This window comes from Saliniramus fredricksonii, from assembly GCF_900094735.1.
GTDB lineage: Bacteria > Pseudomonadota > Alphaproteobacteria > Rhizobiales > Beijerinckiaceae > Saliniramus > Saliniramus fredricksonii.
On the sequence record NZ_FMBM01000002.1, the window covers coordinates 317,517 to 343,574 of the forward strand.

Genomic DNA, 26,058 nt, shown 5'->3' on the forward strand with positions numbered 1-26,058 from the left:
GTTCAGACATAGCACGCGGGCTTGATCAGTAGCCGGATCGGCAGACCGGCTGCGTCAAGCCACGACCGTACCTCCCCTTCATGTTCGGCGCTCTTGAGCACGATGCACGAAACCTCCTCCATCTTCAAACAGTCCCGGACGAGAAATTCCGCCATGCGCTTCTTGCTGCGCTGTTGGTGCGCCGGGGGATCGTCACGGTCGAACTGATATCTGCATACCCCCGCATAACCGATCTCGGGGATCATCGCCATGTAGGGGCTGTCGTCGAAAAGAGCCCAATCGATATGCTCTTCGAGCTTTGCCGGGTCGTCCTCGTAGGCCGGCTGTATCCCCGAATTGCAGGCGATATCCGTGAACCAGCATTGTCTGCCCGAGTTGAACAGCCTCTGCGGTTCGACGACGAGAAACGCGACATCGTTCATCGACGCCTTTCCCAGAGATTGCCCGTCCGGCGCCCTGAGCTCGACATTCCCCGCGTCGATCGTGAACGCCATTTTCGTGATCGGGGAAAAATAGAAGGGGACGAAATGGTTTACGGTCGATCCGCATGGCGTTTGAAAAGCGGAAGTTCCTCTCCGCGCAACGATTTCATCGAATGATATCCGATATCCGCCTTGGAAATGAGGGTTATGCTTTGCATATATCGCGCTATCAGCAAGATATCGCTCCAAATTTCGGTAATATGTCATTCGAAAGAGAAAGCGTTTTTTCAAGTTACGGCATTCCATAGCATTCGACCAAGTGCGCGGAGGTTCATCCGTCGCCGCTGCCCGAAAATCCCACCACAACCCATGTTGCAGATTCGTTCCAAAAACGCTATATAAAATTGCGAACCGGATGGAGGGCGCAACCTCCACCCGGCTCTGACCACCAGAAAAGGCTACGTTTTCCAATGGCTACAATCAGCGATACCAAAACCGCCTTCGCGGCGGAAGCGTCCGGGGCGTGTTCGGCGGGGATACACACGCGATTCTCGAATCCGGGTTCGGCAGAAGGGCTCTTGCAGGGCGGATGCGCGCCTGTTTCCCGCCCCCTGAGCGAAAGGGGGCTGGCATGAGTGCGCTTTCGCAAGACGATGCCGATTGGCTGCGCAGCATGTTCGCGGGGCGCACGCCGCGCGAGATCACGCGGATGAAGGCGCTGGTCGAGACGTTTCAGGCGCACCGCCCGATCCACCCTGCCGACATGACCCTGCCGCCCACCGCGCAAGAGGCGCTGCTTGCCATCATCGACGAGCTGGGCCATTTGCGCGCGCATTTCAACGCGCTCGACATGACCTTCGCCGATCTTCAGGACGCCGACGCCCGGCAGGCTCTGCGCACCCTCGCCGACGGCATCCACACCCGCCTGCGGGCGATCCGCGAGGATATCGACGACCTCTATGAGAGTGACGCCCGCCGCAAACCGGCCCTGTCGCCCGCATGATCACCACACCCCCGTGTTCCACAACACGGGGGCTGCCGCGAGGGGGGTACAGCGCGTTCCGACCTGACGGAGTCAGGCCGGCGCTCTGAGTTATCGGGTGACGCTTCATTTTCCGTCAGCGGGTACCCACCTGACGCAATGATGCGCCAAACGCGGGGTGACCCGCTTGCAGAGGCATTGACGCGGATGATCTCGGTCTTCCGTACTCTCCGCGCGCGTTCCCTCCCCGTCCGGCGGGGAGGCGCTCGCATGAAGGGCGCGGCCTGTTTCCCTGCCCTCAGTGGATGGATCAGGGGCGGTGCGTGCCATGCGCACCGCATTCGGGAGGTCTTGTTCCGGCCTCACCACACCCCTTACTCCTCCACAGACGACCCCTCCGCGACCTCCTGCGCCATCTCCTCGGCAATCACTGCGGGCTCGACGTCTTTTTTGCTCGCACGGTCTTCCGGCATACGCGGTGCGCTGGGTTGCCAGGCCTTGAGATATTGGCCGATCTGTTCGTAGAAGGCCGGCACCGCGCTCTCCAGATCGGAGATGAAATTCTTGCGCTGCGTGAAGCGCGCGCCGAGATCGCAGACATGGATGATCTCGAAGGTATGCGGCGCGATCTCCTTTCGGTCGGGAAGGGCGATGTCGGCATTCTCGCGCAGTGCGTCGAGCGCATATTGCGTCGCGCCGCCCCGTCCCGGCCAGTAGAGCCGGATATGCGTGGCCGGCAGTTCGGCCTTGCCGATCTGGCGCAGAAGCCATGACAATCTGGCCCTGGTGCTCTTCTTGTCCTCCGGCGCGCGCAGGCGCATGCTGGTGGTGATCGAGCGCGCCTTCACATCCGCCACGAGATCGAGCGGCGCGGCGGCTGCGGGGATCTGGAAGCACGCCTCCAGCCGGTTTTCCCTGCACAGGGTGGCGACATCATCCTTGAGGCGCAGCAGGGGATCGGCCACATGCTTGCGCTGGATGCGGACCTTCACCTCGGTCTTGAGCTGGCGCGTGAGGATCAGGCTCAGATCGCGCAATTCCTGATGCCAGGCGCCGACGACGTCCTTCACTTCTTCCGCACCTTGCTTCACCGCGCCGCCGGCATGGATCTTCGCCGCGATCTCGGGCCACTCGGCGGGCATGCTGGTGAAACTCTTCGCGCCGGTGCTCTCGTGCGACAGGAAGCGGATGAATTCCTGCAGGACGAGTCTCTGCGTGGTATCCGCGATCTCCTCGTTCTCGATCAGCAGGCTCGCTTGCGTCAGCAGATACATCCAGGACCAATGGAAGATCTCGACCTTCTTGCGCACGGATGCCGGCAGTTTCAGCGGGTGATGCGTGGGCAGGGGCGCGAACTGGTTCGAGATGGTGATGATCGTATCGATGCCGTTCGCCTTCGCGATCTCGCAATAGGCGCTCAGCTGCTCGGTGGTGAGTTCGGCATTGCCGATCTTGGCCTCGATCAGGGCCGACCAGCTGCTGCGGCCATTCTCGACGATCAGGATCCCGTCGGGACGGTTGTTCTTGCCACTGTTACCGGCGAATTCGACCTCCGTGAACACCCGAAAGCGCGTCCGCGTACCCGTACGCTGGCCCAGGGACGTCATCAGCGCCCGCCCGAATTCCGGGACATGCGCAAAGCAGGCAAGCAAGATCGAAAGCGCGCGGCCTTCCTTTGAGGAATCCGCCAGAACCGGAAACAACCTCGCGGGCTCACCCTTGTGCAAAAATGTCGGACGATTCATGAAAATACTCGTTTTTGCGTGTGATTCGCTCAGATTTCAACCAAATGTATTAAAGAGTTGCAGGATTGTCCAACGCATGTGACGACGCTTCCGACACGCGATGCCGGCTTCGACATGCGGGTGCCGGCCCGGAGCGCAACCCGAAGCCAGACCCGTCGCGCACGGCCTCCACGCCGGGACCAAGGATCGCCATTGCCGACGCGCATGCGCGCGCTCATCACGTCCAGATGCATTGGGCGAAATCGCGTGTCCCATTTCGTGGCCAGGGCGTTAGTTCTGGTCGGGGAGGCCAGGCCATGGATCAGGGAGCGCGGACGCGCGAATACAACCTCAATGAGCGTGAAATCCGCGCCATTATCGGCGGCATCGTGCTGGCCATGTTCCTCGGGGCCCTCGACCAGACCATCGTCGCCACGGCGCTGCCGACGATCGGGCGCGAACTCGGCAATGCCGAACTGATCCCGTGGGTGATCACGGGATATCTGATCTCGGCCACGGCGGTGACGCCACTCTACGGCAAGTTCTCCGATATACACGGGCGCCGCTTCGCGCTGCTGACCGCCGTGAGCGTCTTCGTCATCGGCTCGATTGCCTGCGCGTTTGCGCCCAACATGATCTGGCTGATCGTGGCGCGGGCCATCCAGGGGCTGGGCGGTGGCGGGCTGATCTCGCTGGCGCAGACCATCGTGGCGGATGTCGTCTCCCCGCGCGAGCGCGGCAAGTATCAGGCCTATATCGCGGGTGTATTCCTCACCGCGAGCGTCGCCGGCCCGACCATCGGGGGCGTGATCGCGCAATACCTGCACTGGTCGGTGATCTTCTGGGTCAACCTGCCGCTTGGCGGGCTGGCTTTGTGGATGTCCTATACGACGCTTGCGCGCCTGCCGCGCCACGAGCGTCCGCACAGGCTCGACCTTCCCGGTGCGGCGCTGATGGTCTGCGCCACGGTGGCGCTACTGCTCGCACTCAGCCAGGGCGGCAATCTGCATCCGTGGCTGTCGCCGCAGGTGATCGGGCTGATCGGCCTCTCGCTCGTCTTCTGGATCGCCTTCGCGCTGCGCCTGATGCGCGCGCGCGAGCCGCTCATCCCGCTGCCGCTCTTCGCCAACCAGGTTGTGCGCACCGGCGTGCTCGCGGCGGCTTTCGGCATGGGGACGTTCATCGGTCTGACAATCTACATGCCGGTCTATTATGAGACGGTCTGGGGCCTGAACGCGGCGCAATCGGGTTTCGCGCTGCTGCCGCTGATGCTCGGCACCGTGATCGGCGCGACGACCGCCGGTCGGCTGATGTCGCGGCTCGATCGTTACAAGCGCGTGCCGATCATCGGCCTGAGCGTGGCGATCACGGCGATGCTGGTCCTGGCATTCTTCGTGACGACGCTGCCCTTCTGGCTGGTCGCCACCCTGATCGCGATCATCTCGGCCGGTAACGGCACATTGCTGCCGGTCTGTACGGTGGCGATCCAGAACGCGGTGGCCGTGCATCAGGTGGGGACGGTAACCGGCGCCATGGGCTTCTTCCGGCAACTGGGCGGTGCGCTGATGGTGGCGGCGCTGGGCGCCATCGTGCTCGGCGGTCTCGGTGCAGCCGATCCTGATGCGGCCCGCGCCCTGCGATCCGGCGCGCTCTCGGCCGATCCGGCGCGCTTCGCCGGCGCCTTCGCCTGGGCGTTCGGCTTCGCGGCGCTGATCCTCGCCGGCGCGTTGGGCTTTCTGCTGCGGATGCGCGAGTTGCCGCTGCGCTCCGGAGAGGCGCCGTCGCGCGCAGCTGCCTGACCCGGCCTGATATGCGGAATGACCGCAAAAGTTGCCTTGGGTGCAGGAGGTATTTTCTGGTTATGTATTTATCAATGAATGAACGTTATTTTACGCATGAAATTCATCCTGAGTTGTAATGTGCTCGTGATCAGAAATGCGCCCAGGCGCTTTCGCTCCGCTGCAAGGGTCAGCGCGGCGGAAAATCTTCCGATCACAGGCCTTGTGAGCGAGAGAAAACGGGCATGACGATCAAACGCCTCACGACCCTGATCACGACTTCGCTGGTTCTGTCGATCCTCGCCGTTGCCGGCGCGGCCTATCTCTATATGTCGGCCACGGGCGAGCTGCACCGGGCGCATCAGCAGAAATATCAGTCCTATCTTCTCGCCGACGAACTGCGTCAGAGCTCCGACGACCTCACCCGGCTGGCGCGCACCTATGCGGTCACCGGCGATGAATCTTACGAGGCGCAATACTGGGACGTGCTGGCCATCCGCAATGGCGAGAAGCCGCGTCCGCAGGAATACTGGCGCAGCTACTGGGATTTCGTCGCAGCCGGCGACGCCGCGCCGCGCCCGGCGGAACGCACGGTCGCATTGGAGGATCTCAAGCACGAAGCGGGCTTCACCGAGGCCGAATTCGATCTTCTGACGCAGGCCCAGAGCAATTCAGACGGGCTCGTGGCGCTGGAAACGCAGGCGATGAATGCGGTCAAGGGCCTGTTTGCGGATGAGAACGGCGAATACAGCCTCCAGGGCGAGCCCGACATGGCCTTTGCGGCGCGCCTTTTGCATTCGCGCCAGTATCACCGCTTCAAGGCCGAGATCATGGCCCCGGTCGATGCGTTCTTCGTGGAGATGTCGCAGCGTACCGATGCAGCCGTTGCGGCAGCGCAAGAGCAGGCACGTTTTGCCGGAATGCTGATCATTGCAGCCCTGGTCATGCTGGCTGCAAGTGTGGGCTTCACGATCTGGAGCCTCGTCGCCCGGGTCTCGCGTCCGCTGGGCGATCTCAGCGGCGCGATGACGCGGCTGACCCGCGGCGAGAGCGATCTCGCGGTCCCCGGCATGGGGCGCAGCGACGAGATCGGGCAGATGGCCCAGAGCGTGCAGTATTTCCGCGACGGGCTGGCCGAGCGTGAAACGCTGCGCGCCGAGCAGGAGCGCGAGCAGGCGAGCCGGCTCGCCAAGGGGCAGAAGCTCGAACAGGCGATCGCCGGTTTCGAGAAGACCATTGCCGGGATCGTGCGCAGCCTCTCCGGCTCCGCGACGCAGATGCAGGATTCGGCACAGGGCATGGCGAGCCTCGCCGAGCGTGGCGCACAGCGCTCCGCCAGCGTCGCAGCGGCCACCGAGGAAGCCAGCACCAATGTCCAATCCGTCGCCGCCGCCACGGAGGAGCTCACCGCCTCGATCAGCGAGATCGGGCGCCAGGTCGAGAGCTCCAGCCATTCCACGGAGCGCGCCGTCGCGGAGGTTACAAGGGCCGAGACCACGATGCAGGGGCTCTCGGCTTCCGCGCAGAAGGTCGGTGACGTGATCTCGCTGATCCAGGCCATCGCCGAACAGACCAATCTGCTCGCCCTCAACGCCACGATCGAGGCGGCGCGGGCCGGTGATGCGGGCAAGGGCTTTGCCGTCGTCGCAGCCGAGGTGAAGAACCTCGCCAGCCAGACGCAGCGCGCGACGGAGGATATCGCGGATCAGATCACGGCGATCCAGAGCGCGACGCAGGAGGCCGTCAGCGTCATTACCGGGATCGCCGGTGCCGTCAGCGAGGTCAACCAGACCGCCTCTTCGATCTCCTCCTCGGTGCAACAGCAGGCGAGCGCCACGCACGAGATCAACACCAATGTGCAGCAGGCGGCGGCGGGGACCGGAGAGGTCGCCAGCCATATCGCCGGCGTGAACGATGCTTCGCGCGAGACCGGCGACGCGGCTTCGAAGATGCTCGCTTCCGTGGAAGAATTGTCGCAGCAGGCGAAGACGCTCAGCGGCGAAGTCGAGCGTTTTCTCGGCGATATCCGTGCCGCCTGAGGCGCCTGAGCGCCCCGATTTCGGCCATCGACCCCGCCATTGCGACAGTGATGGCGGGGTTTGCTGTTCGAGACGCTTTATTCGCGCGCGCGGGCTTGCTACAAGCCGGGCAACAACACGCGTCAGGAACCAGATGATGACGGGTCGATACGGCCATGACGGGCGGCGAATTACCGGCCCGGCCCTCGCTTGATGCGCCTTCACGCAAGGCGGCGAGGGGCCGGGAACGATACTTTGTGCCCGATTTTCATGAAGATGACGCTCCCGCGATCCGCCGGTGAGCCGCAAGGTTGAAACAGATGTCCGACAAGCCTGATAGCTCGCCCGTCAACGACGCGCCCGATTACGCTTCCACCCTCTACCTGCCGCAGACGGATTTCCCGATGCGCGCCGGCCTGCCCAGGCGTGAGCCGGAATTCCTCGCCCGCTGGAACGAGATCGATCTCTATCGCAAGCTGCGCGAGCAGGGGACGCGCGAGAAGCGCGACCGCTTCGTGCTGCATGATGGCCCGCCCTATGCCAATGGCAACATCCATATCGGGCATGCGCTCAACAAGATCCTGAAGGATCTGATCGTGCGCTCGCAGCAGATGCTGGGCAAGGATTCGAACTACGTCCCCGGCTGGGATTGCCATGGCCTTCCGATCGAATGGAAGATCGAGGAGCAGTATCGCGCCAAGGGGCTCGACAAGGACGCTGTCGACAAGGTGGAATTCCGCAAGGAATGCCGCGTCTTCGCCGATAAATGGATCGACGTGCAGCGCCAGGAATTCAAGCGGCTCGGCGTGACCGGCGACTGGGACGACCCGTATCTCACCATGAGCTACGACGCGGAAGCGCAGATCGCCCGCGAGATCATGAAATTCGCCCGCTCTGGCCAGCTCTATCGCGGCTCCAAGCCGGTGATGTGGTCGGCTGTCGAAAAGACCGCGCTGGCCGAGGCGGAGGTGGAATATCATGAGAAGACATCGCACACGATCTGGGTGAAGTTCCCGGTCATCGCCACGGATGACCCGGCGCTCGCCGATGCATCCGTCGTGATCTGGACCACCACCCCCTGGACGATCCCGGCCAACCGCGCCATCGCCTATGGCGCGCATATCGCTTACGGGCTCTATAAAGTCACCGGCGCGCCGGAGGAGAACTGGGCGAAGGCCGGGGATCTCTACGTCGTCGCCGATGCGCTGGCCGAGGAGATCTTCAAGGCCGCGCGCGTCGAGAGCTTCGAGCGCGTCGCTGCCGTCGATCCGAAGGTGATCAAGCGCTGCGCGCACCCGTTCCGCGGCCTCGACGGGGCCAACGGCTATTGGGATTTCGACGTCCCCGTCCTGCCCGCCGATTACGTCACCGACGATGCTGGTACCGGCTTCGTGCATACGGCGCCCGGCCATGGCGCGGATGATTATGTGACGTATCTCAAGCACAAGGCGGTTTTCGCGGAATGCGGCACCACCGAAGTGCCGCATACGGTGGCGGAAGATTCGCGCTACTTCCCGCATGTGCCGTTCTTCGCCGGATTGCAGATCTATGATCACAAGGGCAAGGACGGCAAGGCGAATGCGGCCGTCATCGACAAGCTCGCAGAGGTGGGCGCGCTGATCGCGCGCGGGCGGCTCAAGCACCAGTATCCGCATTCCTGGCGCTCCAAGGCGCCGCTGCTGTTTCGCAACACGCCGCAATGGTTCATCGCCATGGACAAGCCGGTGGCGATCCTCGACGGCAAGACCCTGCGCGAGGTCGCGCTCACGGCCATCAGCAAGACCGAATGGGTGCCCGAATCGGGCGAGAACCGCATCACCGGCATGGTCGAGAACCGGCCCGACTGGGTGGTCTCGCGCCAGCGCGCCTGGGGTGTGCCGATCACCGTCTTCGTCCACAAGGAGACCGGCGAACTCCTGGCCGATGACAGGCTCGACCAGGCCATCGCCGAGAGCTTCGAGGCCGAGGGCGCCGATGCCTGGTATCAGAACGATCCGGCCTTCTATCTCGCGCCGCTCGGCTATGACCCGGCGGAGTACGAGAGGGTCGATGACATTCTCGATGTCTGGTTCGATTCCGGCTCGACGCATTCCTTCAACATGGAAACCCGCCCCGATCTCGCGGTGAATCGCATCGTCGATGGCGGGCGCGACCAGGTGATGTATCTGGAAGGCTCCGACCAGCATCGCGGCTGGTTCCAGCATTCCCTGCTCGAGGCCTGCGGCACGCGCGGGCGTGCGCCCTTCGACATCGTCCTGACCCATGGCTTCGTCCTCGACGAGAAGGGGATGAAGATGTCGAAATCCATGGGCAATGTCGTCGCGCCGCAGGACGTGATCAAGGATTCGGGCGCCGATATCCTGCGCCTGTGGGTCGCGGCCTCCGATTACGCGGATGACCTGCGCATCGGCAAGGAAATCCTCAAGACCTTCGTCGAGACCTATCGCAAGCTGCGCAACACCATCCGCTGGATGCTGGGCTCGCTGCATCATTACAAGCCCGCAGAGGCGGTCGATCCGGCGCAGATGCCCGAGCTCGAGCGCTTCGTGCTGCATCGTCTGGCCGAGCTCGACGAGGCGATCCGCGAGGCTTATCGCCGGTTCGATTACAAGCGCGTGATCTTCCTGCTCAACGGCTTCATGACGAGCGATCTCTCCGCTTTCTATTTCGATGTGCGCAAGGATACGCTCTATTGCGATCCGCCCTCCAGCCTCGCCCGCAAGAGCGCGCTGACGGTAATCGACCGCTGTTTCGATTGCGTGGTGACGTGGATCGCGCCGATCCTGTGCTTCACGGCGGAAGAAGCCTGGCTGACGCGCCATCCGGACGCGCTCTCGGTGCATCTCGAAACCTTCCCCGAGGTCCCCGCCGGCTGGCGCGATGCCGCGCTCGCGGAACGCTGGGCCAGGGTGCGCCGGGTGCGCCGGGTCGTGACCGGGTCGCTCGAAATCGAGCGCAATGCCAAGAACATCCGCTCCAACCTCGACGCGGCACCGATCGTCCACGTGACCGATCCGGAGCTGCTGGCGGCGGTGGAGGGGCTGAACCTGGCCGATATCTGCATCACCTCCGATCTCACCCTGCGTTCCGACGAGGGTCCGGCGGATGCCTATCGCTGGGACGACGTGCCCGGCGTCGCCGTGGTCTTCGCGCGGGCGCAGGGCACGAAATGCGCCCGCTCCTGGAAGATCTCGCCGGATGTCGGCACCGATCCGGACTATCCAGACGTCACCCCCCGCGACGCGCAGGCGCTGCGGGAGCTGAAGGCGATGGGGGCGTGAGGGGATAGACGCGAATCCGCAGGACGGGCGGGTCGCCGCAATGGGGAACGATCCCGCCCGTTCATGCGCCTGCGGGCTGATGCATCCTGTCTGATCACAGGCGTCGGGGTGACTCGTCCCGTCCCGACGCTGCTCATGGCGGGCCTCATCGCGATGACGGGGCTCATGGCGGATGGGCGCGTGATGCTCTGTAGTTCCGTGATTGCACAAGCCGCTACGCTCCTGTAAATCGTCATTCGACGATTGACGAATAATAGCTGCACGGAGCGCCTCTACAATGACCCAGCCAGCAATTGAGGCCGGCGCGCTCGTCGCGCTTGTTGCACACGATGCGGACAACACCCGCATCGCCGCGATTGCCAAGGCGCTGGGGCATCCCGCGCGGGTGCGAATCGTCAAGCTGCTTCTGGCCAAGCGTTCCTGTATCGGCTGCGACATTGTCGAGGATGTCGGGCTGGCGCAATCGACCGTCTCCGAGCATCTGCGCATCCTCAAGGCAGCCGGCATCATCACCGGCGAGATCGAGCGCCCGCGCATCTGCTATTCGCTTGTGCCGGGAAGCCTCGACCCGCTGGCGGATTTTCTCGATGCCTTGGTTGACCCGGATGAACCGGCGCATGACGCGGACACCCACGCTCCTGCCTCTGATCCCCGATAAGAAAGCCGTTATTCCATGTCGCTTTTCGAACGCTATCTCTCCGTCTGGGTCGCGCTCTGCCTGATTGCCGGGCTCACGCTGGGCGCAATCATTCCCGGCGTGTTCGATGCGCTGGCTGCGCTGGAATACGCCTCGATCAACTTCGTCGTGGCGGTGCTGATCTGGGCCATGGTCTATCCGATGATGGTGGCGGTGGATTTCTCGTCGCTGGCGCGGGTGCATGAGCGGCCCAAGGGGCTGGTCATCACGCTGACCGTGAACTGGCTGATCAAGCCCTTCACCATGGCGGCTCTTGGGGTGTTGTTCTTCGAATTCCTTTTCGCGCCCTTCATCGAACCCGGAACGGCGGGGCAGTATATCGCCGGCATGATCCTGCTCGGCGCGGCCCCCTGCACGGCCATGGTCTTCGTCTGGTCGACGCTGACGAAGGGTGATCCGAACTACACGCTCGCACAGGTCTCGCTCAACGACGCCATCATGATCTTCGCCTATGCGCCGATCGTGGCGCTGCTGCTCGGCGTTACCGATATCAGCGTGCCGTGGGACACGCTGATCCTCTCGGTCGTGCTCTATATCGTGGTGCCGCTCACCGCCGGGGTGCTGACGCGGCTGCATCTCACGCGCGGCGCGCGCTCGCCCGCCGAGGCCGAGGCGGCGGTGGCGCGCTTCACCGCCGGGGTGAAGCCGTTTTCGATCATCGGCCTTCTGGCCACGGTGGTGCTGCTCTTCGGCTTCCAGGGCGAGGTGATCCTCACCCAGCCGCTGGTCATCGTGATGATCGCGATCCCGCTGCTGATCCAGTCCTACGGCATCTTCGCCGTGGCCTATTGGGCGGCCAAGGCCTGGGGCGTGCCGCACAAGGTGGCGGCGCCTTGCGCCATGATCGGCACGTCGAATTTCTTCGAACTCGCCGTCGCGGTGGCGATCGGCCTGTTCGGCCTCAATTCCATCGCGGCACTCGTGACCGTGGTCGGCGTGCTGGTGGAGGTGCCGGTCATGCTCTCCCTCGTCGCCTTCGCCAACCGCACCCGCCACTGGTTCCCGCTAGACGAAGCCCCCATCCGCGCATCGCGCAAGCCGGAACAGAGCGAGCCTTGACGCGATTTGCGCCCCGGAGAAAGCCTCGCGCGCGGAATCCTTGCGCGGATAGGAACCGGCCGGCTCATGCCCGCGCATCATTGCAGATCGTCACCTGTGTTTGCCATTCCGCGCAGAGCCGCGCGATCCGATCCGGTGGCGGGGCATCCGTGATGAACCGGTCGATATCGGCGAGGGAGGCGATCCGCACCGGCGCGCTGCGGGTGAACTTCGAGCAATCCGCCGCGAGCCAGGCCTGACGCGCCTGCTTGATGATGGCCTGGCTGATGCGCACCTCGCGCACGTCGAAATCGAGCAGGTCGCCGTCCTCGTCGAGGGCGGAGGTGCCGATCACGGCGATATCGACCTTGAAGTGACCCAGCATGTCGAGCGCAATGTCGCCGACGAGACCGGCATCGGCGCGGCGCAGGACGCCGCCGGCGACGATCACCTCGATCCCGTCATTGGCTGCGAGGATGTTGGCCACGTTGAGATTGTTGGTCACCACCATGAGATCACGATGACCGCGAAGCGCCCGCGCCACCGCCTCGGTCGTCGTGCCGATATTCAGGAAAAGCGACGCGCCGCGCGGGATGTCGCGGGCAATCCGCGTCGCGATGCACTCCTTGGCTGGTGCGTTGAGAATGCGGCGGTCTTCGTAGCCGATATTGGTCACGCCGGATGGCAGCACGGCCCCGCCATGAACGCGCTCGAGCCGGCCCGCATCGCACAGATCAGTCAGGTCGCGCCGGATCGTCTGCAGCGTGACACCGAAATGCGCCGCGAGATCCTCGACGGTGACGCGCCCGCTTTCGCGGGCAATCGCCAGAATTTCAGCGTGGCGGAAGGTCTGGGCCATGCGCTCCCCGGAATCGAATGCTTCGACGTTCGTTTGCGTTCCCTCTTGGGCGAAGTCGCAACACCTGTCCAACAAAAACATCCCTTACCGGAAAAGCGACCCGCCTTCGCCCGGCATTGGAAGCTGGAATCGGAATCATACTTGCGCAGAAACGGAAAATATCACAAAGAAACGAACAGTGTGGATGACGTGGAATCACGCAAGCGAACACAAACGCAAATCCTGTCCAGAGCAAATCCTGTCCAGAGGAATCCATGGCTGACACGGCACACTACGACCTCTTCGTCATCGGCGGCGGCATCAATGGCTGCGGCATTGCACGTGACGCGAGCGGTCGCGGATTATCGGTCGCGCTGGCCGAGCAGGGCGATCTGGCCCAGGCAACATCCTCCTCCTCCACCAAGCTGTTCCATGGCGGGCTGCGCTATCTCGAATATTTCGAATTCCGTCTGGTGCGCGAGGCCCTGATCGAGCGCGAGACATTGCTGCGCGCCATGCCGCATATCGCCTGGCCGATGCGCTTCGTGCTGCCTTTCCACAAGGATATGCGTTTCGATTCGACGACGCCGGCATCGCGGCTTCTGGCCGGTTTCATGCCCTGGTTGAAGGGGCAGCGCCCGGCCTGGCTGATCCGGCTGGGATTGTTCCTTTATGATCACATGGGCGGTCGCAAGCTGTTGCCGCCGACGCGCGCCGTCGATCTCACGCGCGCGACCGCCGGCAAGGCGTTGCAGGCGCGCTTCACCCGAGCCTATGCCTATTCCGATGTCTGGGTCGAGGATTCGCGCCTCGTCGTTCTCAACGCCCGCGATGCGCAGATGCGGGGCGCGCGGATCATGACGCGCACCCGTGTCATCTCCGCCGAGCGCGGGGCACAGCTGTGGCGGGTGCATCTCGAACATGCCGACGGGACCCGCGAGACGATCAGCGCGCGTGGCCTCGTCAATGCCGGCGGGCCCTGGGCCGGGCGCATCATCGGCGAGCAGCTCGGCATCGCGACCCGCGAGCGGGTGCGGCTGGTGCGCGGCAGCCATATCGTGACGCGCCGGCTGTTCGATCACGACAATTGCTATTTCTTCCAGGGGCGGGACGGGCGCATCATCTTCGCCATACCCTATGAACGTGATTTCACCCTGATCGGCACCACCGATCAGGAGCATGAGAGTGATCCTTCGCAGGCGCGATGCACGCCGGAAGAGCAGGATTATCTGTGCGCCTTCGCCTCGGAATATTTCGAAAAGCCCGTCACCCGCAACGACATCGTCTGGACCTATTCCGGCGTGCGCCCGCTCTACGACGACGGCGCCAGATCGGCGACGGCGGCAACGCGGGACTACGTGCTCTCACTGGACGCGCAGGGCCCGGTCCTGCTCAACGTCTTCGGCGGCAAGATCACCACCTATCGCAAGCTCGCCGAGGCCGCGCTGCGCAAGCTCGTGCCGCACTACCCGCAGGCCGGCCCGGCCTGGACGGCGGGGGTTGCGCTGCCGGGCGGCGACTTTCCCGTCGATGGAGTCGATGCGCTCACGCAGGCGCTGTGCGCGCGCTATCCCTTTCTCGATCACGAATGGGCCCTGCGGCTGGTCCGCGCCTACGGTAGCGATGCCTTCAACCTGCTCGGTGAGGCGCGCGCGCGCGAAGATCTCGGGCGCGATTACGGCGCCACCCTCACCGATGCCGAGATCGGCTGGCTGGTCAGCCATGAATATGCCCGCAGCGCCGACGACATCCTGTGGCGGCGCAGCAAGCTCGGCCTGCGGCTCGATGCGGACGCTGCCGTCGCGATCGAGGCGGCCGTTGCGCGCAGGGTCAGCGAAATCTCACGCGCCGCGTGCGGTTGAGCATAACGGGGCACCCGGATCGCCGCTGCCACCCGTGCCCATCGTATCGGCAATGCGGGTCCCGCGCCGCCAGGCTGCGCTTCCAGTGTTCACAGCACAAATACCGCTGGGGAAAATAGCCGCTGGCAGCTCGCTTGAGAGCGTCATGGTGGCGGTGTTTTCCGATGATTCCGGTGGCTTATGGCAATAACAAACCGGCTTCTTGGTCCAAGGCATCATTGCGTCAGGTGGATGCCGGCTGACGGAAAGAAATGATGTGTCGAACAATAACGTGGAGCACCCGGTCTGGCTCCTTCAGATCGGCGTTCACTCTAAATTGGAATGAATATAATCAATATACTCTGCTTTAGAATTGTATTAATTTAGAAATGGAATAATATTTATTGTTGACTATCAGTAATGAATCAATAATCACTTCTGTCAGCCCGGTGGCTGGTTCGATGATCCATGGGGGGTTCGTTCCCGATCCCAAATATCACCGGGTGTATCTTCGACGGGTCCGCGAAACAGATGTGAGAAACGCCATGAAGAGCACTTTCGCCCTCGCTGCGCTATGCGCGCTCGCCATCACGCCGGTCATGGCGGACGAAATCCGCTTCACCGATCACGAAGAGCGCGTGGTAACCCTGTCCGCCCCGGCGGAGCGGATCGCCTCGATCCCGATTCCGATGGCCTCGACCCTGATCGCGATCGATGGCGGCACGGAACGGCTCGTGGGGATGAATCCGACGGCGAAATCCGCCATCATGGAGGGGATTCTCGGGCGGATATTCCCTGAAGCCCGCGAGATCCCCTCGGACATCACGGCGCCGAACTTCATCCCGAATGTCGAGGAACTGGCCCGGGTCAATCCCGATCTCGTGATCCAATGGGCCGGACGCGGGCCGGATTACGTCGATCCGATCACCAATGCGGGCCTTGACCTGATGACGATCATGTACGGGACCGAGGCGCGTACGCGCGAATACATGACCATGGCCGCAACAGCCATGGGCAAGCCGGAGCGCATCGAGCAGATCATCGACTGGCGCGCGGCGGTCGAGGCCGATATCGCGGCGCGCACGGCGACGATCCCGGAGGATGAGCGCCCCACGGTCCTCTACCTGCTGCGTGCTCAGGAAAACCTGCGCGCCTCCGGAACGGAAAACAATTACAATGCCTGGTATCACATGCTCGCAGGCGGTCGGAATGCCGCCGATGATCTGGTCGGGGGCTGGTCGGATATCAGCGTCGAACAGATCGCCGCCTGGGATCCGGAAGTGATCTTCCTCAATTCCTTCGAGGCCGATCTGACACTCGCGCGCATCCTCGACGATCCGATCCTGTCGCTCACCAGTGCCGCGCAATCAGGGCGCGTCTACAAGATGCCGCTCGGCGGTTATCGCTGGGATCCGCCCAACCAGGAGAGCCCGCTGACCTGGATGTGGACGGCCAATCTGCTGCATCCGGAGGTGTTCGATTACGATCTGCGCGCCGAAATGCGCGAAGCCTATCGCGTGCTCTACGATTACGAGCTGAGCGATGCCGATATCGACGAGATCCTCTGGATCGAGATGCAGGGCGGCATGGCGCATTACGATCAGTTCGCGGCCCGATGAGCAGCCGGGCCCTCTCCGTGCCGGGTATCGGGGCGGGGGCCCTGCCGCTCGGCGCATTCCCGGTCATGCTGATCGGTTTGCTGATCGCGATGCTCTATGCGATCGGCGCGGGCCGGTTCGACGTGCACTGGGCCCGGATCATCGAGATCCTGTGGCTGCGAGCCTGGGATCCGACCGGCCATCCGGAGACGATGGATGCGCGCATCGTCGAACTGGTCCGCCTCCCGCGCGTGCTGCTCGCCGCGCTGTCGGGCGCTGCCCTGGCCGTCGGCGGCGCGGCCTTGCAGGGCGTGTTTCGCAATCCGCTGGTCAGCCCGCAGGTTCTGGGGATCAGCCAGGGCGGCGCATTCGGTGGCGCGCTCGCGATCCTGCTCGGCTATCACGGCGTTGTGCTGCTTGGCATGTCGTTCACCTTCGGCCTGCTTGCCCTCGTGCTCGTCGGCCTGCTCGCGCGGATCAACGGGCGCACCGAGGTTCTGACCGTGATCCTCGCCGGCATGATCGTGGGTGCGTTCTTTGCCGCCCTCGTCTCCGTGCTGCAATTCCTCGCTGATCCGAATTCGTCGTTGCCGGCCATCGTCTACTGGCTGATGGGCTCCTTCTCGACCGCAACCTGGCCGCGCCTCGGTCTCGCCGTGCCGGGCATGGTGATCGGTCTGGTGATGCTGTGGGCTTTGCGTTATCGCCTCAACCTCCTCGCGCTGGAGGAAAGCGAGGCGCGGTCGCTGGGTGTCGATCCCGATCGCGAGCGCTGGTTCGTCTTCGTTGCCGCAACGCTGATGACGGGGACGAGCGTTGCCGTCGCCGGCGTGATCGGCTGGATCGGGCTGGTCATCCCCCATGCCGCGCGTCTGATCGTGGGCGAGGACCATCGCCTGCTGATCCCCGCATCGGCGCTTCTCGGGGCGACCTATCTCGTGCTCGTCGATACCCTTGCACGTACAGTGACCGCAGCCGAGATCCCCCTCGGCGTCCTGACCGCGCTGATCGGCGCCCCGGTCTTCGCCGTGCTGCTGCGGCGACACTTCACGCGTGTGGGGCAGCCATGATCGGGATCACTGACGCATCCCTGTCCTTCGGCAATCTGCGCCTCTTCGCGCGCCTGACGCTCAATGTCGCAAGCGGCCGGACCATGGCGATCCTCGGGCCTAACGGACGCGGCAAGACAACCCTTCTGCGTGCCATCCTCGGCTTCCAGAAGCTCGACCGGGGACGGCGGCATGCGCCCGACATCGTCGGCTATGTGCCCCAGCACGGCGCTTCGCAGGTCAGGCTGTCGGGGCTCGAAGTGGTTACCATGGGCCGTGCCGCACGCCGCGGCCTGTTCGGCCAGCCAGATGGTACCGATGCGGATGCCGCCCGCGCCGCGCTGGTTCAGGTCGGGGCCTGTCATCTGGCTGATCAGAGCTATGACCGCATGTCGGGCGGCCAGCGTCAGATGGTGCTGATCGCCCGCGCGCTGGCGACGGGATCGCCCGCTCTGGTGCTCGACGAGCCCACATCCGCACTGGATCTCGGCAACCAGGCGCGCACGCTGAGCCTGATCGCGGGCCTGGGGCAGGCGCGGGAGCGCACCATCCTCTTCACCACCCACGATCCCAACCACGCCCTCGCCGTCGCCGACGATGTCGCCCTGATGATGCCGGATGGTGAGATCGTGCAGGGGCCGGTCGGGGAGATGATCACGCCGGATCTGATGTCGCGGCTCTATGGCGTGCCCATGCACTGGGCGCGCATTGCGGAACGGGAGACACGGCGCGCCATGCTGCCGGCATTCACGGGAAGGGACGTCGCATGAGTGTTATCTGGTTGCATCCGGGAGGGGTGGATATTCCGGAAGGGCTGCGCGCTGCGGTAGCGCGTGGCGCGGTGACGCCGCTCGCCCAGGCCGATCTGTCGGAAGCGGTTCTGATGCGCCATTGCGGCCTCGTCACGGGCATGCTGTTCGATCAGGATGCCGCGATGGCGTTGCGACCAGCGCTGGAGCGGTTTCTCGATGCCGGCGGGCGCTGGTTCTTCAACGGTCATGTGATGCGCCCGCTCCTCGACGGCCTGATGCCATACCAGGCCATGACGGCGCCGAAGCGCAGCGATTTCGCGCTCATTGCCCGCCATCCGCACCCGGTCTTCGCCGGCATCGATATCGCGTCGCTGGAGACCAACAGGGGCGTGGCGGGTTTCTATGGCCGAGGCTGCAATCCGCCGCCGCCCGGGGCCGTCGTGATCAATACGCTCGGCCCGCGCGACGTCGCGGTGGACTGGGTCTGGCACAGGCCGGGCGGCGGCGCCTTCTTCAGCCATGCGGGCAACGATCTCGCCCAGATCGCCACGATGCACGGGATCGGCGCGCAGATCTGGCAGAACATCGTCGCATGGGCCGCCGGCGGCGCCTGCATCAGCGGCGATGAAGCCCGGGTCGGTGCCGTCAGTTGCGATGGCCGCTGGCTGCTGCATGACACGCCCGGCATCGATGCATCCCGGGCGCCGGGCGCCCATCCGCGCCTGATCGCGACCAATGCCGGGACCTATTATCAGATCGAGGCGCTGGAAGGGGCGCGCTATCGCGCGATTTTTGACGATGTCGTCGCCCCGGAGGCGCTCGACCGGGTGCTGACCCCCGATGATACCCTGCTGGTCTCCTGTCGCACGCCGCCAACGCGCATGATTGCGCAGCGCGAGCGGGTCGCCCGGCATCTCGAAGCCGGCGGCACCGTCATCGCCATGGGAGAGAGCCGCAGCGATCTCTGGTTGCCGCATGTCGCGTTCACGCCGGTCGAGACGAATTTCTGGTGGTGGCTCACGCCGGGGGCGGATCTCGGTCTGCGCATCGCCGCGCCGGAGCACCCGCTGATGTCGGGCATGGTGGATCGCGATGTCACCTGGCATCTGCATGGCTGGTTCGTGCCGCCGGAGGGTGCCGAGGTCCTCGTCACGGACGACGAAGGTCGTGTGATCGCCTATGATGATCGCGTCTCCACGCCCGGGCGCATGATCGTCACCTCGCTCGATCCGATGTATCACCATGGCAGCCGCTTCATGCCGGCAACGACGCGGTTTCTCGACCGGTTCCTGCCCAATCTGCGCGGCCTGCTGGAAATTTCAGCGGAAAACCACGGTGCGTGAGCCGTTCGGAAGGACACGGCGCTCCAGATGATAGCGCACGGCGCGGGCGAGGACCGAGCACTCGACGTCACGGCCCGCCGCCATCAGTTCGTCGGCGCTCATCGTATGATCAACGCGGGTGACGTCCTGCTCGATGATCGGGCCCTCGTCGAGATCGGCGGTGACGTAATGCGCCGTTGCGCCGATCAGCTTCACCCCGCGCTTGTGCGCCTGGCTATAGGGGGCCGCACCCTTGAAGCTGGGCAGGAAGGAGTGGTGGATGTTGATGATCCGCCCCGGCATGGTTTCGCAGAATCCCGGCGACAAGACCTGCATGTAACGCGCGAGCACGACGAGATCGATACCCTGATCCGCGATCAGATCACGCAGCTTTGCCTCCTGCTCGGACTTGTTCTGCGCCCGTACCGGCAGATGGTGGAAGGGCACGTCGTAGCTGGCGGCGAGACGGTAGAAATCGCGATGGTTCGAGACCACCGCCACGACTTCCGCCGGCAACAGGCCGGAGCCGTAGCGATAGAGCAGGTCGTTGAGGCAATGGCCGAATTTCGAGGCCATCAGCAGCACGCGCGGGCGGTCCTCGGCCCCGTTGATCGCCCATTCCATGCCGAATGCCCCGGCGACACTCTCGCTGAAACCGGCGCGCAGCGCCGCGTGATCCTGTGCGATCTCGAAGCGCACCCGCATGAAGAAACGCCCGGTCTCCGGGTCGTTGTATTGTGCGCTCTCCAGAATATTTCCCTCACGCCCCGCAAGAAACCCGGCGACGGCGGCAACGATGCCGATCCGGTCGGGGCAGGAGAGGGTGAGGATGTAGCGGCATGTCATGGTTTTCAGAGCCCGCGAATGATCTGTCCGCGCGCCACAAAACGCGCGATGCCGAGTGATTGTTGAACCGCCATGGCGTCAGGCGCAAGCGGTAATGCGCCACCTGCCCTGTAATTCAGGATTGTGACATGAATCCGCGCCTCCTGATCCAGTCTGAAAGCCTTACTGGCCGATCTGCCGACAGTATGTTGTCTTCTTCGGCATGATCCTTGCTCGGGACAAAGAAATGTTTATAATTTTAGATTGTAATGTCGTGATGGCGCTCCGCGACGATGCATGGTCCGGACTGTAGCGCCGCGATGATCTGGTGAGGCATGATCATGGTCAAGGGGCCCAGACGCATGCAGGGTTCGCCGGAGATCGCTCCGGTTACGCCTTCGCGACGGGAAAGCGACCTCCAGGACAAGTCGCGCGAATTCCAGGCTGCCCTGCGCCGTGAATATCTCACCCATCACGATACCGAAGCTGCAGAGGCGCGGGTGGCACGCGGCTTCGATGATCAGATCATCATTTCCGGTGAGCGGGCGCGCGAATGCATGTCCTATCTGCATCGTCTGGTGCGGCTGAGCCCGACCTTTCGCGGTGTCCTCAACAAGGCGCTCGCCGATTACGACACACTCTGGATCACGATCGGCCATGGCGGTGGCAACAGCCGCTCGACGATCGGCGCGCGCGACGAGAAGATCTATATCAATCTCGAGCAGGGCGATCTGATGGATCTCCTGATCCACGAATGCGGCCATGCGCTGGCGAAGCTGGAGGATGGGCCGCTTGGCGGATTCGGCCCCAACCAGCGTTTCCAGGCCGTGATCAAGCGCGAGCTCGATATGGGCAGCGGCGGGGTCAAGGCCTATGGCACGGAAGTGCGCCCCAACGCGCCTTCGGGGCCGCGCATGCCTTCGAAGCTGCCGATGGAGTAGCCGGCATGCGGGGAGGGCGCCCTGCTTCAGCCACCCGCCTGACGCGTCAGTGCATGGAGCGCAATGCCGGACGTGGTTGCGACGTTGAGGCTGTCGAAATCACCCGCCATGTCGATGCGCACACTGGTGGCAGCCGCGATCAGGTCCGGTGCGAGACCGGGCCCCTCGCTGCCCAGCAGAAGGGCGCGGCGCCCCTGGTAGTGCGCGGCGGCCTGCGCCAGCGTCAGCGTGCCGCGCGGCGACAGGGCGAGCGGCTCGAAGCCATGGTTGCGCAACAGCGTACAGGCATTGCCAGCATCGCCCGGTCCGGGGCCGAGCCTTGCGAAGGGCACCCGCGCCGCTGCGCCCACGGAGACGCGCAAGGCCTTGCGATAGAGCGGATCGCAGCATTGCGGGTCGAGTAAAATCGCGGCGGCGCCGAAAGCGGCGGCATTGCGGAATATGCCACCGAGATTGTCGTGATTGGTGATGCCGAAACAGGCCAGTACCAGTGCATGCGCCGGCGCGTCATCCAGCAGAATCTGCGGTGCGATCGGCTCGCCGCGCCGCGCCAGTGCCAGAATGCCGCGATGGATGGGGAAGCCGGCAATCGCATCCATGACGGCGCCCTCCGCCACGTAGACCGCCACGGCATCGGGCAGGGCGGCGAGCCAATCCGTCATGGCGGGTACGCGTTTTTGCGTGATCAGCACGGATTCGAAGGCAAAGCGCGCACTGCGCGCCATGTCGCGCAAGACCACGGCGCCCTCGGCCATGAACAGCCCGCCGCGGCCCTTGAGATCGCGATCGCGCACGTCGCGGTAATCCGCGATGCGCGGATCCAGCGGATCGGCGATCGGAGTCAGCCGGGCCGCGATGGCGTCATCCTGCACGGCGATATGATCGGGCGGGGTCATCGGATCGGGATGGCGCCGGGATCGGCGGGTGTCAAGATGCCGGCATGGCGACAGGCGATTTGACAGATGCCGGGCAAAGTGAAATCACCAGCGTATTCAACCGGTCAAGCGAGGAAGCCAGCGCATGAGCGTGCGTCACCATCTCGGGGATCTCCCCGCCGATTACGATCCCGGCCCCGTCATCGCCGTCGATACCGAGACGCTGGGGCTCAACCCGTTGCGCGACCGGCTCTGCGTCGTGCAGATCTCCAGGGGTGACGGCGAGGCCGACGTGGTGCAGATCACGCGCGAGCAGCTGAATGCCCCGCATGGCGGCGCCCCCGTTCTCGCAGGCGTGCTTGCGAGCCGCGATACGCTCAAGCTCTTCCACTTCGCCCGCTTCGATCTCGCGGTTCTCTACCATGCTCTCGGCGCGATGACCGGGCCGGTCTATTGCACCAAGATCGCCTCGAAACTAGTGCGCACCTATACAGACCGCCATGGCCTCAAGGATCTCTTGCGCGAGTTGCTGCAGGTGGAAATCTCGAAGCAGCAGCAATCCTCGGATTGGGCCGCAGAGACGCTCAGCAAGGCGCAGCTCGATTACGCCGCCTCGGACGTGTTGCATCTGCACAAGCTCAAGGAACGGCTGGATGCGATGCTGGCGCGCGAAGATCGTGCTGCTCTGGCGCAGGCCTGCTTCGAATTCCTGCCGACGCGCGCGAGGCTCGATCTGGCCGGCTGGCCGGAGACCGACATCTTCGCTCATAGCTGAGCGGGTCGCAAAATACGTTTGGCGGTGAGATTGCATTTCCGGTTATGCGGGGTCTGAACATGGTTGAGAAGCACGAGCGCCCGTGCCCGTCATGCGCTACAAGGCATGATCCCGAGGAAGACCGCCAGGTGCTGTCCCGTGATGGCTGGTCGGTCGCCGGGTGCCGGGTCTGCGGCTTCGTCTACATGCCGCAATTTGCTCCGGCGGAGGCCTTTGTCGATGATCTGGCCTGGGAAAAGCAATTCGAGCGCGAGAAGACGGAGCGGCGAAAGCGCGTTTCGGTGCTGCAATGGCTCGAGGATGCGACGCGCTGGCGCCATCGCCTGATTCCGCGTGCGCGCCCCGAAAATCTCGTTCGCGCTCGGGTCGATGGTGGACGCGTGCTCGATATCGGTTGCGGTACCGGCTCGCACGCATTGCCTTTCCTGGGAGATTTCGTGCCGTTCGGTATCGAATTGTCGCGCGCACTCGCGCAGGAAGCGGCCGACAGTTTTGCGCCCCATGGCGGGCATTGTGTGCATGCGGAAAGCCGGGCCGGCCTTGCGACATTTGCAGAGGGTTTTTTCGACGCGGCAGTCCTGCGCTCCTATCTCGAACACGAGGCCTATCCCAATGAGGTGCTGGCCGAACTGGCTCGCGTCCTACGCCCCGGGGGCGTCGCGATCGTCAAGGTCCCCAATTACGGCAGTCTCAACCGTATGGTGATGGGTGGGAACTGGTGCGGTTTCCGTATTCCCGATCACGTGAACTATTTCACCAAGTCGTCACTCACGCAGATGGCTGCGCGCCATGGGTTCGACGTGGAACTGCCCCTGCTCTGGTCGCTGCCGACGGATGACAATATGTGGGCAATCCTGCGCGCCACATGGAAATAGAGGTTTTGTCATGGGGACATAAATGCGCCATTGATGTACCATATCAGAATGGCGCGCGGACAGAGGATCGACATGCGATGGTGTGGCGCGCGATCTTCTGCGAGAGCTTTTTTGACGGGATACGATTGAATTGACCGCGACGCAGATGCCGACGCATGATCGGGTGCTTGATGGGCGAGGTCGTCACGATAGCATGCAGCGCGCCCGGTGGCATGAGAGGCACCGGCGCGAACATGCCCGCGCCGTGCGTCATTCCCGCCGCGTGCGGTTCCTGCGTCGCGCCATACCGATCGCCGCTGTGCTCGCAGTCGTTTTCCTCTTCGCCCTGACCTGGTTCAATCCCTTCGCACGTTACGGCGGCATCAGCATCGGCCCGATCAGCGTGTCCGGTACCCGCGTCGTCATGGATGCGCCGCGCTTGCGCGGTTTCCAGGACGAGACGCGGCCCTATGAGGTCACGGCGGAAGATGCTTCGCAGGATGTGCGCGAGCCGCATCTGGTCGATTTGCGCGAATTGCGCGCCAATATCACCATCGATGATGCCGGCCAGACTGCGCGGATCGAGGCCGCCAGCGGGCGTTTCGATACGCAGAGCGAGTATCTCGTGCTGGAGCGCGATGTCCGCGTCGTCTCCTCGACGGGCTATGTTCTGGATCTCAGCGTCGCCGATATCGATTTCGGCGCCGGAACGGTCGTATCCGACGCGCCCGTCTCGCTTACCTTTACTGAAGGGACGATAAAGGCACGCAGCATGCGCATTTCCGATGGCGGCGACGTGATCAGTTTCGAGGGCGGGGTCGAGAGCGTTCTCGCCGCGCCGAGGCTGGGCGGCGACGCACAGAATGTCGCTCCCGCGCCGGCCGATCCGTCCGGTACCGATTCCACCCGCTGAAAGACGCAGAGCCAATGACAGCGTTCCCCTCATCCCGCCCTCATGCATGTGTGCATGCCCCGCGCCCGCCCCGATTGCCGATGCGTTGGAATGCGCTGGCGCGTGTCCTGCTTCTCGGTTTCGGTATCGTCGTTGCGCTGCTGATGACGGTATCGGCGCAGGCGCAGAATCCCGATCGCGCCTTCGGCGGGCTGGGCTCTGAATCAGATGCGCCGATCCGGATTGATGCCGATCGTCTCGACGTGTTCGACCGGGAGAACCGCGCCGTCTATGCCGGCAATGTCGTGGCCGTGCAGGGCGACACCACGATCCGCTGCGCGGAACTCACGATCCATTTCGAGCGCAATCCGACGGGCGGGGGCGGCGATGATGCCGGGGATGCGATCCGCAGGATCGAATGCGCCGGGCCGGTCACCATCCTCTCGGAGGACCAGGTCGCGACCGGTGATCAGGCGGTGTATGACCGTGCCAGCGGCCAGATGGTCATCAGCGGCAATGTCGCGCTCAGCCAGGGCCGGAACGTCACACGCGGGGAGCGACTCGTCTACGATATCGATCGCGGTGTCGCGAATGTCGAATCCGGCGGAACGCAGCGGGTGCGCGGCCTGTTCGTCCCCGGCGGCGCAGATGAGTGATGATCGTTGAGCGCGTGATTGCGCGCGACAGCCGCCTGGATTACAGCAGAATGCAATCTCAGACCGGGGATGAGCCCGAGACCGTGAACGATCAATTCGACTATCCGATGCAGAATGCCGCTCCCGGCGGTGCGCTTGAGCAGACCGGCGAAGGAGCTTTCGGCGGGCCGGGCGTGCTGGCCGTGAAGGGCTTGCAGAAACGCTATGGTGATCGCACCGTGGTGCAGGATGCCGGCCTGACCGTGCGACGCGGGGAGGCCGTCGGTCTGCTTGGGCCCAACGGTGCCGGCAAGACCACGATCTTCTACATGATCACCGGGCTCGTCGGGGCGGATCAGGGCGTCATCAGTCTGGAAGGATCCGATGTGACGGCGCTGCCGATGTATCGGCGTGCGCGACTGGGTATCGGCTACCTCCCTCAGGAAGCGTCGATCTTTCGTGGCCTCAATGTCGAGGACAATATCCGCGCCGTGCTCGAAGTGGTCGAGCCCGATCGTCGGCGGCGCCGGGAAAAGCTGGATGCGCTTCTGGCGGAATTCCATATCGAGCGGCTGCGCAAGACGCCCTCCATCGCACTGTCGGGCGGCGAACGCCGGCGCTGCGAGATCGCACGCGCGCTCGCAAGCGATCCCGCCTTCATGCTGCTCGACGAGCCTTTTGCCGGCATCGATCCGATCGCGGTCGGCGATATCCAGAATCTGGTCCGCCACCTGACCCGGCGCGGGATCGGGGTGCTGATCACCGATCACAATGTGCGCGAGACGCTCGGCCTGATCGACCGGGCCTATATCATCCATTCCGGCCGTGTTCTCACCGAAGGCACGCCGCAGGAGATCGTCGCGAATCCGGATGTGCGCAAGCTCTATCTCGGCGAGGATTTCCGCCTCTGAGAATGCACTG

General features: G+C 64.0%; 22 protein-coding genes. 17 read left to right on the forward strand and 5 right to left on the reverse strand.

What is annotated here, in order from left to right:
• Positions 1–2: 2 nt before the first annotated feature.
• Positions 3–893, reverse strand: coding sequence for a DarT ssDNA thymidine ADP-ribosyltransferase family protein (locus tag GA0071312_RS08110; protein WP_131817747.1), 891 nt, complete (start codon positions 891–893; stop codon positions 3–5).
• A gap of 160 nt (positions 894–1,053) precedes the next feature.
• Here GA0071312_RS08110 and GA0071312_RS08115 point away from each other — a divergent pair, with 160 nt between their 5' ends.
• Positions 1,054–1,425 (forward strand): hypothetical protein, encoded by a 372-nt coding sequence (locus GA0071312_RS08115; protein ID WP_074444555.1) that lies wholly within the window; start codon positions 1,054–1,056, stop codon positions 1,423–1,425.
• Between the two features lie 353 nt (positions 1,426–1,778).
• On the opposite strand, the gene GA0071312_RS08120 is transcribed toward GA0071312_RS08115, so the two are convergent.
• On the reverse strand, positions 1,779–3,149 hold the full coding sequence (locus GA0071312_RS08120; protein ID WP_074444556.1) for a hypothetical protein: 1,371 nt from the start codon (positions 3,147–3,149) through the stop codon (positions 1,779–1,781).
• A 296-nt stretch (positions 3,150–3,445) separates the two neighbouring features.
• Between GA0071312_RS08120 and GA0071312_RS08125 the strand changes: the two genes are divergently transcribed.
• The 5 genes from GA0071312_RS08125 to arsB all read left to right on the forward strand — a co-directional run bounded on the left by GA0071312_RS08125 (position 3,446) and on the right by arsB (position 11,961).
• Entirely contained in the window at positions 3,446–4,927 is a 1,482-nt protein-coding gene (locus GA0071312_RS08125) for an MDR family MFS transporter (protein ID WP_074444557.1), read from the forward strand.
• A gap of 224 nt (positions 4,928–5,151) precedes the next feature.
• A complete protein-coding gene (locus tag GA0071312_RS08130; protein ID WP_083204433.1) occupies positions 5,152–6,945 on the forward strand; it encodes a methyl-accepting chemotaxis protein in 1,794 nt (597 codons plus the stop codon).
• 299 nt (positions 6,946–7,244) lie between these two features.
• Positions 7,245–10,205 carry an isoleucine--tRNA ligase gene (ileS, locus tag GA0071312_RS08135; RefSeq protein WP_074444558.1) on the forward strand — a complete coding sequence of 987 codons (2,961 nt, stop codon included), beginning with the start codon at positions 7,245–7,247 and terminating at the stop codon, positions 10,203–10,205.
• Between the two features lie 277 nt (positions 10,206–10,482).
• Positions 10,483–10,863 carry an ArsR/SmtB family transcription factor gene (locus GA0071312_RS08140; protein WP_083204434.1) on the forward strand — a complete coding sequence of 127 codons (381 nt, stop codon included), beginning with the start codon at positions 10,483–10,485 and terminating at the stop codon, positions 10,861–10,863.
• 15 nt (positions 10,864–10,878) lie between these two features.
• The gene (gene arsB / locus GA0071312_RS08145; RefSeq protein ID WP_074444559.1) at positions 10,879–11,961 is read left to right on the forward strand and encodes an ACR3 family arsenite efflux transporter; all 1,083 of its coding nucleotides are present in this window, start codon (positions 10,879–10,881) and stop codon (positions 11,959–11,961) included.
• A 64-nt stretch (positions 11,962–12,025) separates the two neighbouring features.
• Here arsB and GA0071312_RS08150 read toward each other — a convergent pair whose 3' ends face one another.
• A complete protein-coding gene (locus GA0071312_RS08150) occupies positions 12,026–12,799 on the reverse strand; it encodes a DeoR/GlpR family DNA-binding transcription regulator (protein WP_074444560.1) in 774 nt (257 codons plus the stop codon).
• Between the two features lie 254 nt (positions 12,800–13,053).
• Here GA0071312_RS08150 and glpD point away from each other — a divergent pair, with 254 nt between their 5' ends.
• The 5 genes from glpD to GA0071312_RS20285 all read left to right on the forward strand — a co-directional run bounded on the left by glpD (position 13,054) and on the right by GA0071312_RS20285 (position 19,361).
• The gene (glpD, locus tag GA0071312_RS08155; protein ID WP_074444561.1) at positions 13,054–14,640 is read left to right on the forward strand and encodes a glycerol-3-phosphate dehydrogenase; all 1,587 of its coding nucleotides are present in this window, start codon (positions 13,054–13,056) and stop codon (positions 14,638–14,640) included.
• Between the two features lie 524 nt (positions 14,641–15,164).
• A complete protein-coding gene (locus tag GA0071312_RS08160; RefSeq protein ID WP_108721847.1) occupies positions 15,165–16,238 on the forward strand; it encodes an ABC transporter substrate-binding protein in 1,074 nt (357 codons plus the stop codon).
• Positions 16,235–17,287 (forward strand): FecCD family ABC transporter permease, encoded by a 1,053-nt coding sequence (locus tag GA0071312_RS08165; RefSeq protein WP_108721848.1) that lies wholly within the window; start codon positions 16,235–16,237, stop codon positions 17,285–17,287. Before GA0071312_RS08160 ends, GA0071312_RS08165 begins: the two co-directional genes overlap by 4 nt.
• A complete protein-coding gene (locus GA0071312_RS08170) occupies positions 17,284–18,036 on the forward strand; it encodes an ABC transporter ATP-binding protein (RefSeq protein ID WP_074444562.1) in 753 nt (250 codons plus the stop codon). Before GA0071312_RS08165 ends, GA0071312_RS08170 begins: the two co-directional genes overlap by 4 nt.
• The gene (locus tag GA0071312_RS20285; RefSeq protein WP_238947156.1) at positions 18,033–19,361 is read left to right on the forward strand and encodes a hypothetical protein; all 1,329 of its coding nucleotides are present in this window, start codon (positions 18,033–18,035) and stop codon (positions 19,359–19,361) included. The genes GA0071312_RS08170 and GA0071312_RS20285 overlap by 4 nt, the downstream gene beginning before the upstream one ends.
• On the opposite strand, the gene purU is transcribed toward GA0071312_RS20285, so the two are convergent.
• Positions 19,338–20,186: a formyltetrahydrofolate deformylase gene (gene purU / locus GA0071312_RS08180; RefSeq protein WP_074444563.1), complete on the reverse strand. Its 849-nt coding sequence runs from the start codon at positions 20,184–20,186 to the stop codon at positions 19,338–19,340. The genes GA0071312_RS20285 and purU overlap by 24 nt on opposite strands.
• 341 nt (positions 20,187–20,527) lie before the next feature.
• Here purU and GA0071312_RS08185 point away from each other — a divergent pair, with 341 nt between their 5' ends.
• Positions 20,528–21,106, forward strand: a complete 579-nt coding sequence (locus GA0071312_RS08185) for a hypothetical protein (protein ID WP_074444564.1) — start codon at positions 20,528–20,530, stop codon at positions 21,104–21,106.
• A 26-nt stretch (positions 21,107–21,132) separates the two neighbouring features.
• Here the strand turns inward: GA0071312_RS08185 and GA0071312_RS08190 are convergent, their stop codons facing one another.
• Complete coding sequence (locus tag GA0071312_RS08190) at positions 21,133–22,002, reverse strand: TrmH family RNA methyltransferase (protein WP_074444565.1); 870 nt, start codon at positions 22,000–22,002, stop codon at positions 21,133–21,135.
• Positions 22,003–22,126: 124 nt separating this feature from the next.
• Here GA0071312_RS08190 and GA0071312_RS08195 point away from each other — a divergent pair, with 124 nt between their 5' ends.
• From GA0071312_RS08195 to lptB, 5 genes are all read left to right on the forward strand, one after another.
• Positions 22,127–22,756 (forward strand): ribonuclease D, encoded by a 630-nt coding sequence (locus GA0071312_RS08195; RefSeq protein WP_074444566.1) that lies wholly within the window; start codon positions 22,127–22,129, stop codon positions 22,754–22,756.
• A 59-nt stretch (positions 22,757–22,815) separates the two neighbouring features.
• Complete coding sequence (locus tag GA0071312_RS08200) at positions 22,816–23,631, forward strand: class I SAM-dependent methyltransferase (RefSeq protein ID WP_165603989.1); 816 nt, start codon at positions 22,816–22,818, stop codon at positions 23,629–23,631.
• Positions 23,632–23,929: 298 nt separating this feature from the next.
• Positions 23,930–24,523 (forward strand): LPS export ABC transporter periplasmic protein LptC, encoded by a 594-nt coding sequence (gene lptC, locus GA0071312_RS08205; protein ID WP_131817748.1) that lies wholly within the window; start codon positions 23,930–23,932, stop codon positions 24,521–24,523.
• Between the two features lie 80 nt (positions 24,524–24,603).
• On the forward strand, positions 24,604–25,158 hold the full coding sequence (locus GA0071312_RS08210; protein WP_165603990.1) for an LptA/OstA family protein: 555 nt from the start codon (positions 24,604–24,606) through the stop codon (positions 25,156–25,158).
• Positions 25,158–26,048 carry an LPS export ABC transporter ATP-binding protein gene (gene lptB / locus GA0071312_RS08215; protein ID WP_420819960.1) on the forward strand — a complete coding sequence of 297 codons (891 nt, stop codon included), beginning with the start codon at positions 25,158–25,160 and terminating at the stop codon, positions 26,046–26,048. Before GA0071312_RS08210 ends, lptB begins: the two co-directional genes overlap by 1 nt.
• Positions 26,049–26,058: the final 10 nt, after the last annotated feature.

Bases quoted from the DNA above. Each gene is read 5' to 3' on its own strand.
- GA0071312_RS08115 (WP_074444555.1), top strand. From the start codon at position 1,054: ATGAGTGCGCTTTCGCAAGACGATGCCGATTGGCTGCGCAGCATGTTC.
- GA0071312_RS08120 (WP_074444556.1), bottom strand. From the start codon at position 3,149: ATGAATCGTCCGACATTTTTGCACAAGGGTGAGCCCGCGAGGTTGTTT.
- GA0071312_RS08125 (WP_074444557.1), top strand. From the start codon at position 3,446: ATGGATCAGGGAGCGCGGACGCGCGAATACAACCTCAATGAGCGTGAA.
- GA0071312_RS08130 (WP_083204433.1), top strand. From the start codon at position 5,152: ATGACGATCAAACGCCTCACGACCCTGATCACGACTTCGCTGGTTCTG.
- ileS (WP_074444558.1), top strand. From the start codon at position 7,245: ATGTCCGACAAGCCTGATAGCTCGCCCGTCAACGACGCGCCCGATTAC.
- GA0071312_RS08140 (WP_083204434.1), top strand. From the start codon at position 10,483: ATGACCCAGCCAGCAATTGAGGCCGGCGCGCTCGTCGCGCTTGTTGCA.
- arsB (WP_074444559.1), top strand. From the start codon at position 10,879: ATGTCGCTTTTCGAACGCTATCTCTCCGTCTGGGTCGCGCTCTGCCTG.
- GA0071312_RS08150 (WP_074444560.1), bottom strand. From the start codon at position 12,799: ATGGCCCAGACCTTCCGCCACGCTGAAATTCTGGCGATTGCCCGCGAA.
- glpD (WP_074444561.1), top strand. From the start codon at position 13,054: ATGGCTGACACGGCACACTACGACCTCTTCGTCATCGGCGGCGGCATC.
- GA0071312_RS08160 (WP_108721847.1), top strand. From the start codon at position 15,165: ATGAAGAGCACTTTCGCCCTCGCTGCGCTATGCGCGCTCGCCATCACG.
- GA0071312_RS08165 (WP_108721848.1), top strand. From the start codon at position 16,235: ATGAGCAGCCGGGCCCTCTCCGTGCCGGGTATCGGGGCGGGGGCCCTG.
- GA0071312_RS08170 (WP_074444562.1), top strand. From the start codon at position 17,284: ATGATCGGGATCACTGACGCATCCCTGTCCTTCGGCAATCTGCGCCTC.
- GA0071312_RS20285 (WP_238947156.1), top strand. From the start codon at position 18,033: ATGAGTGTTATCTGGTTGCATCCGGGAGGGGTGGATATTCCGGAAGGG.
- purU (WP_074444563.1), bottom strand. From the start codon at position 20,186: ATGACATGCCGCTACATCCTCACCCTCTCCTGCCCCGACCGGATCGGC.
- GA0071312_RS08185 (WP_074444564.1), top strand. From the start codon at position 20,528: ATGCAGGGTTCGCCGGAGATCGCTCCGGTTACGCCTTCGCGACGGGAA.
- GA0071312_RS08190 (WP_074444565.1), bottom strand. From the start codon at position 22,002: ATGACCCCGCCCGATCATATCGCCGTGCAGGATGACGCCATCGCGGCC.
- GA0071312_RS08195 (WP_074444566.1), top strand. From the start codon at position 22,127: ATGAGCGTGCGTCACCATCTCGGGGATCTCCCCGCCGATTACGATCCC.
- GA0071312_RS08200 (WP_165603989.1), top strand. From the start codon at position 22,816: ATGGTTGAGAAGCACGAGCGCCCGTGCCCGTCATGCGCTACAAGGCAT.
- GA0071312_RS08210 (WP_165603990.1), top strand. From the start codon at position 24,604: ATGCGTTGGAATGCGCTGGCGCGTGTCCTGCTTCTCGGTTTCGGTATC.
- lptB (WP_420819960.1), top strand. From the start codon at position 25,158: ATGATCGTTGAGCGCGTGATTGCGCGCGACAGCCGCCTGGATTACAGC.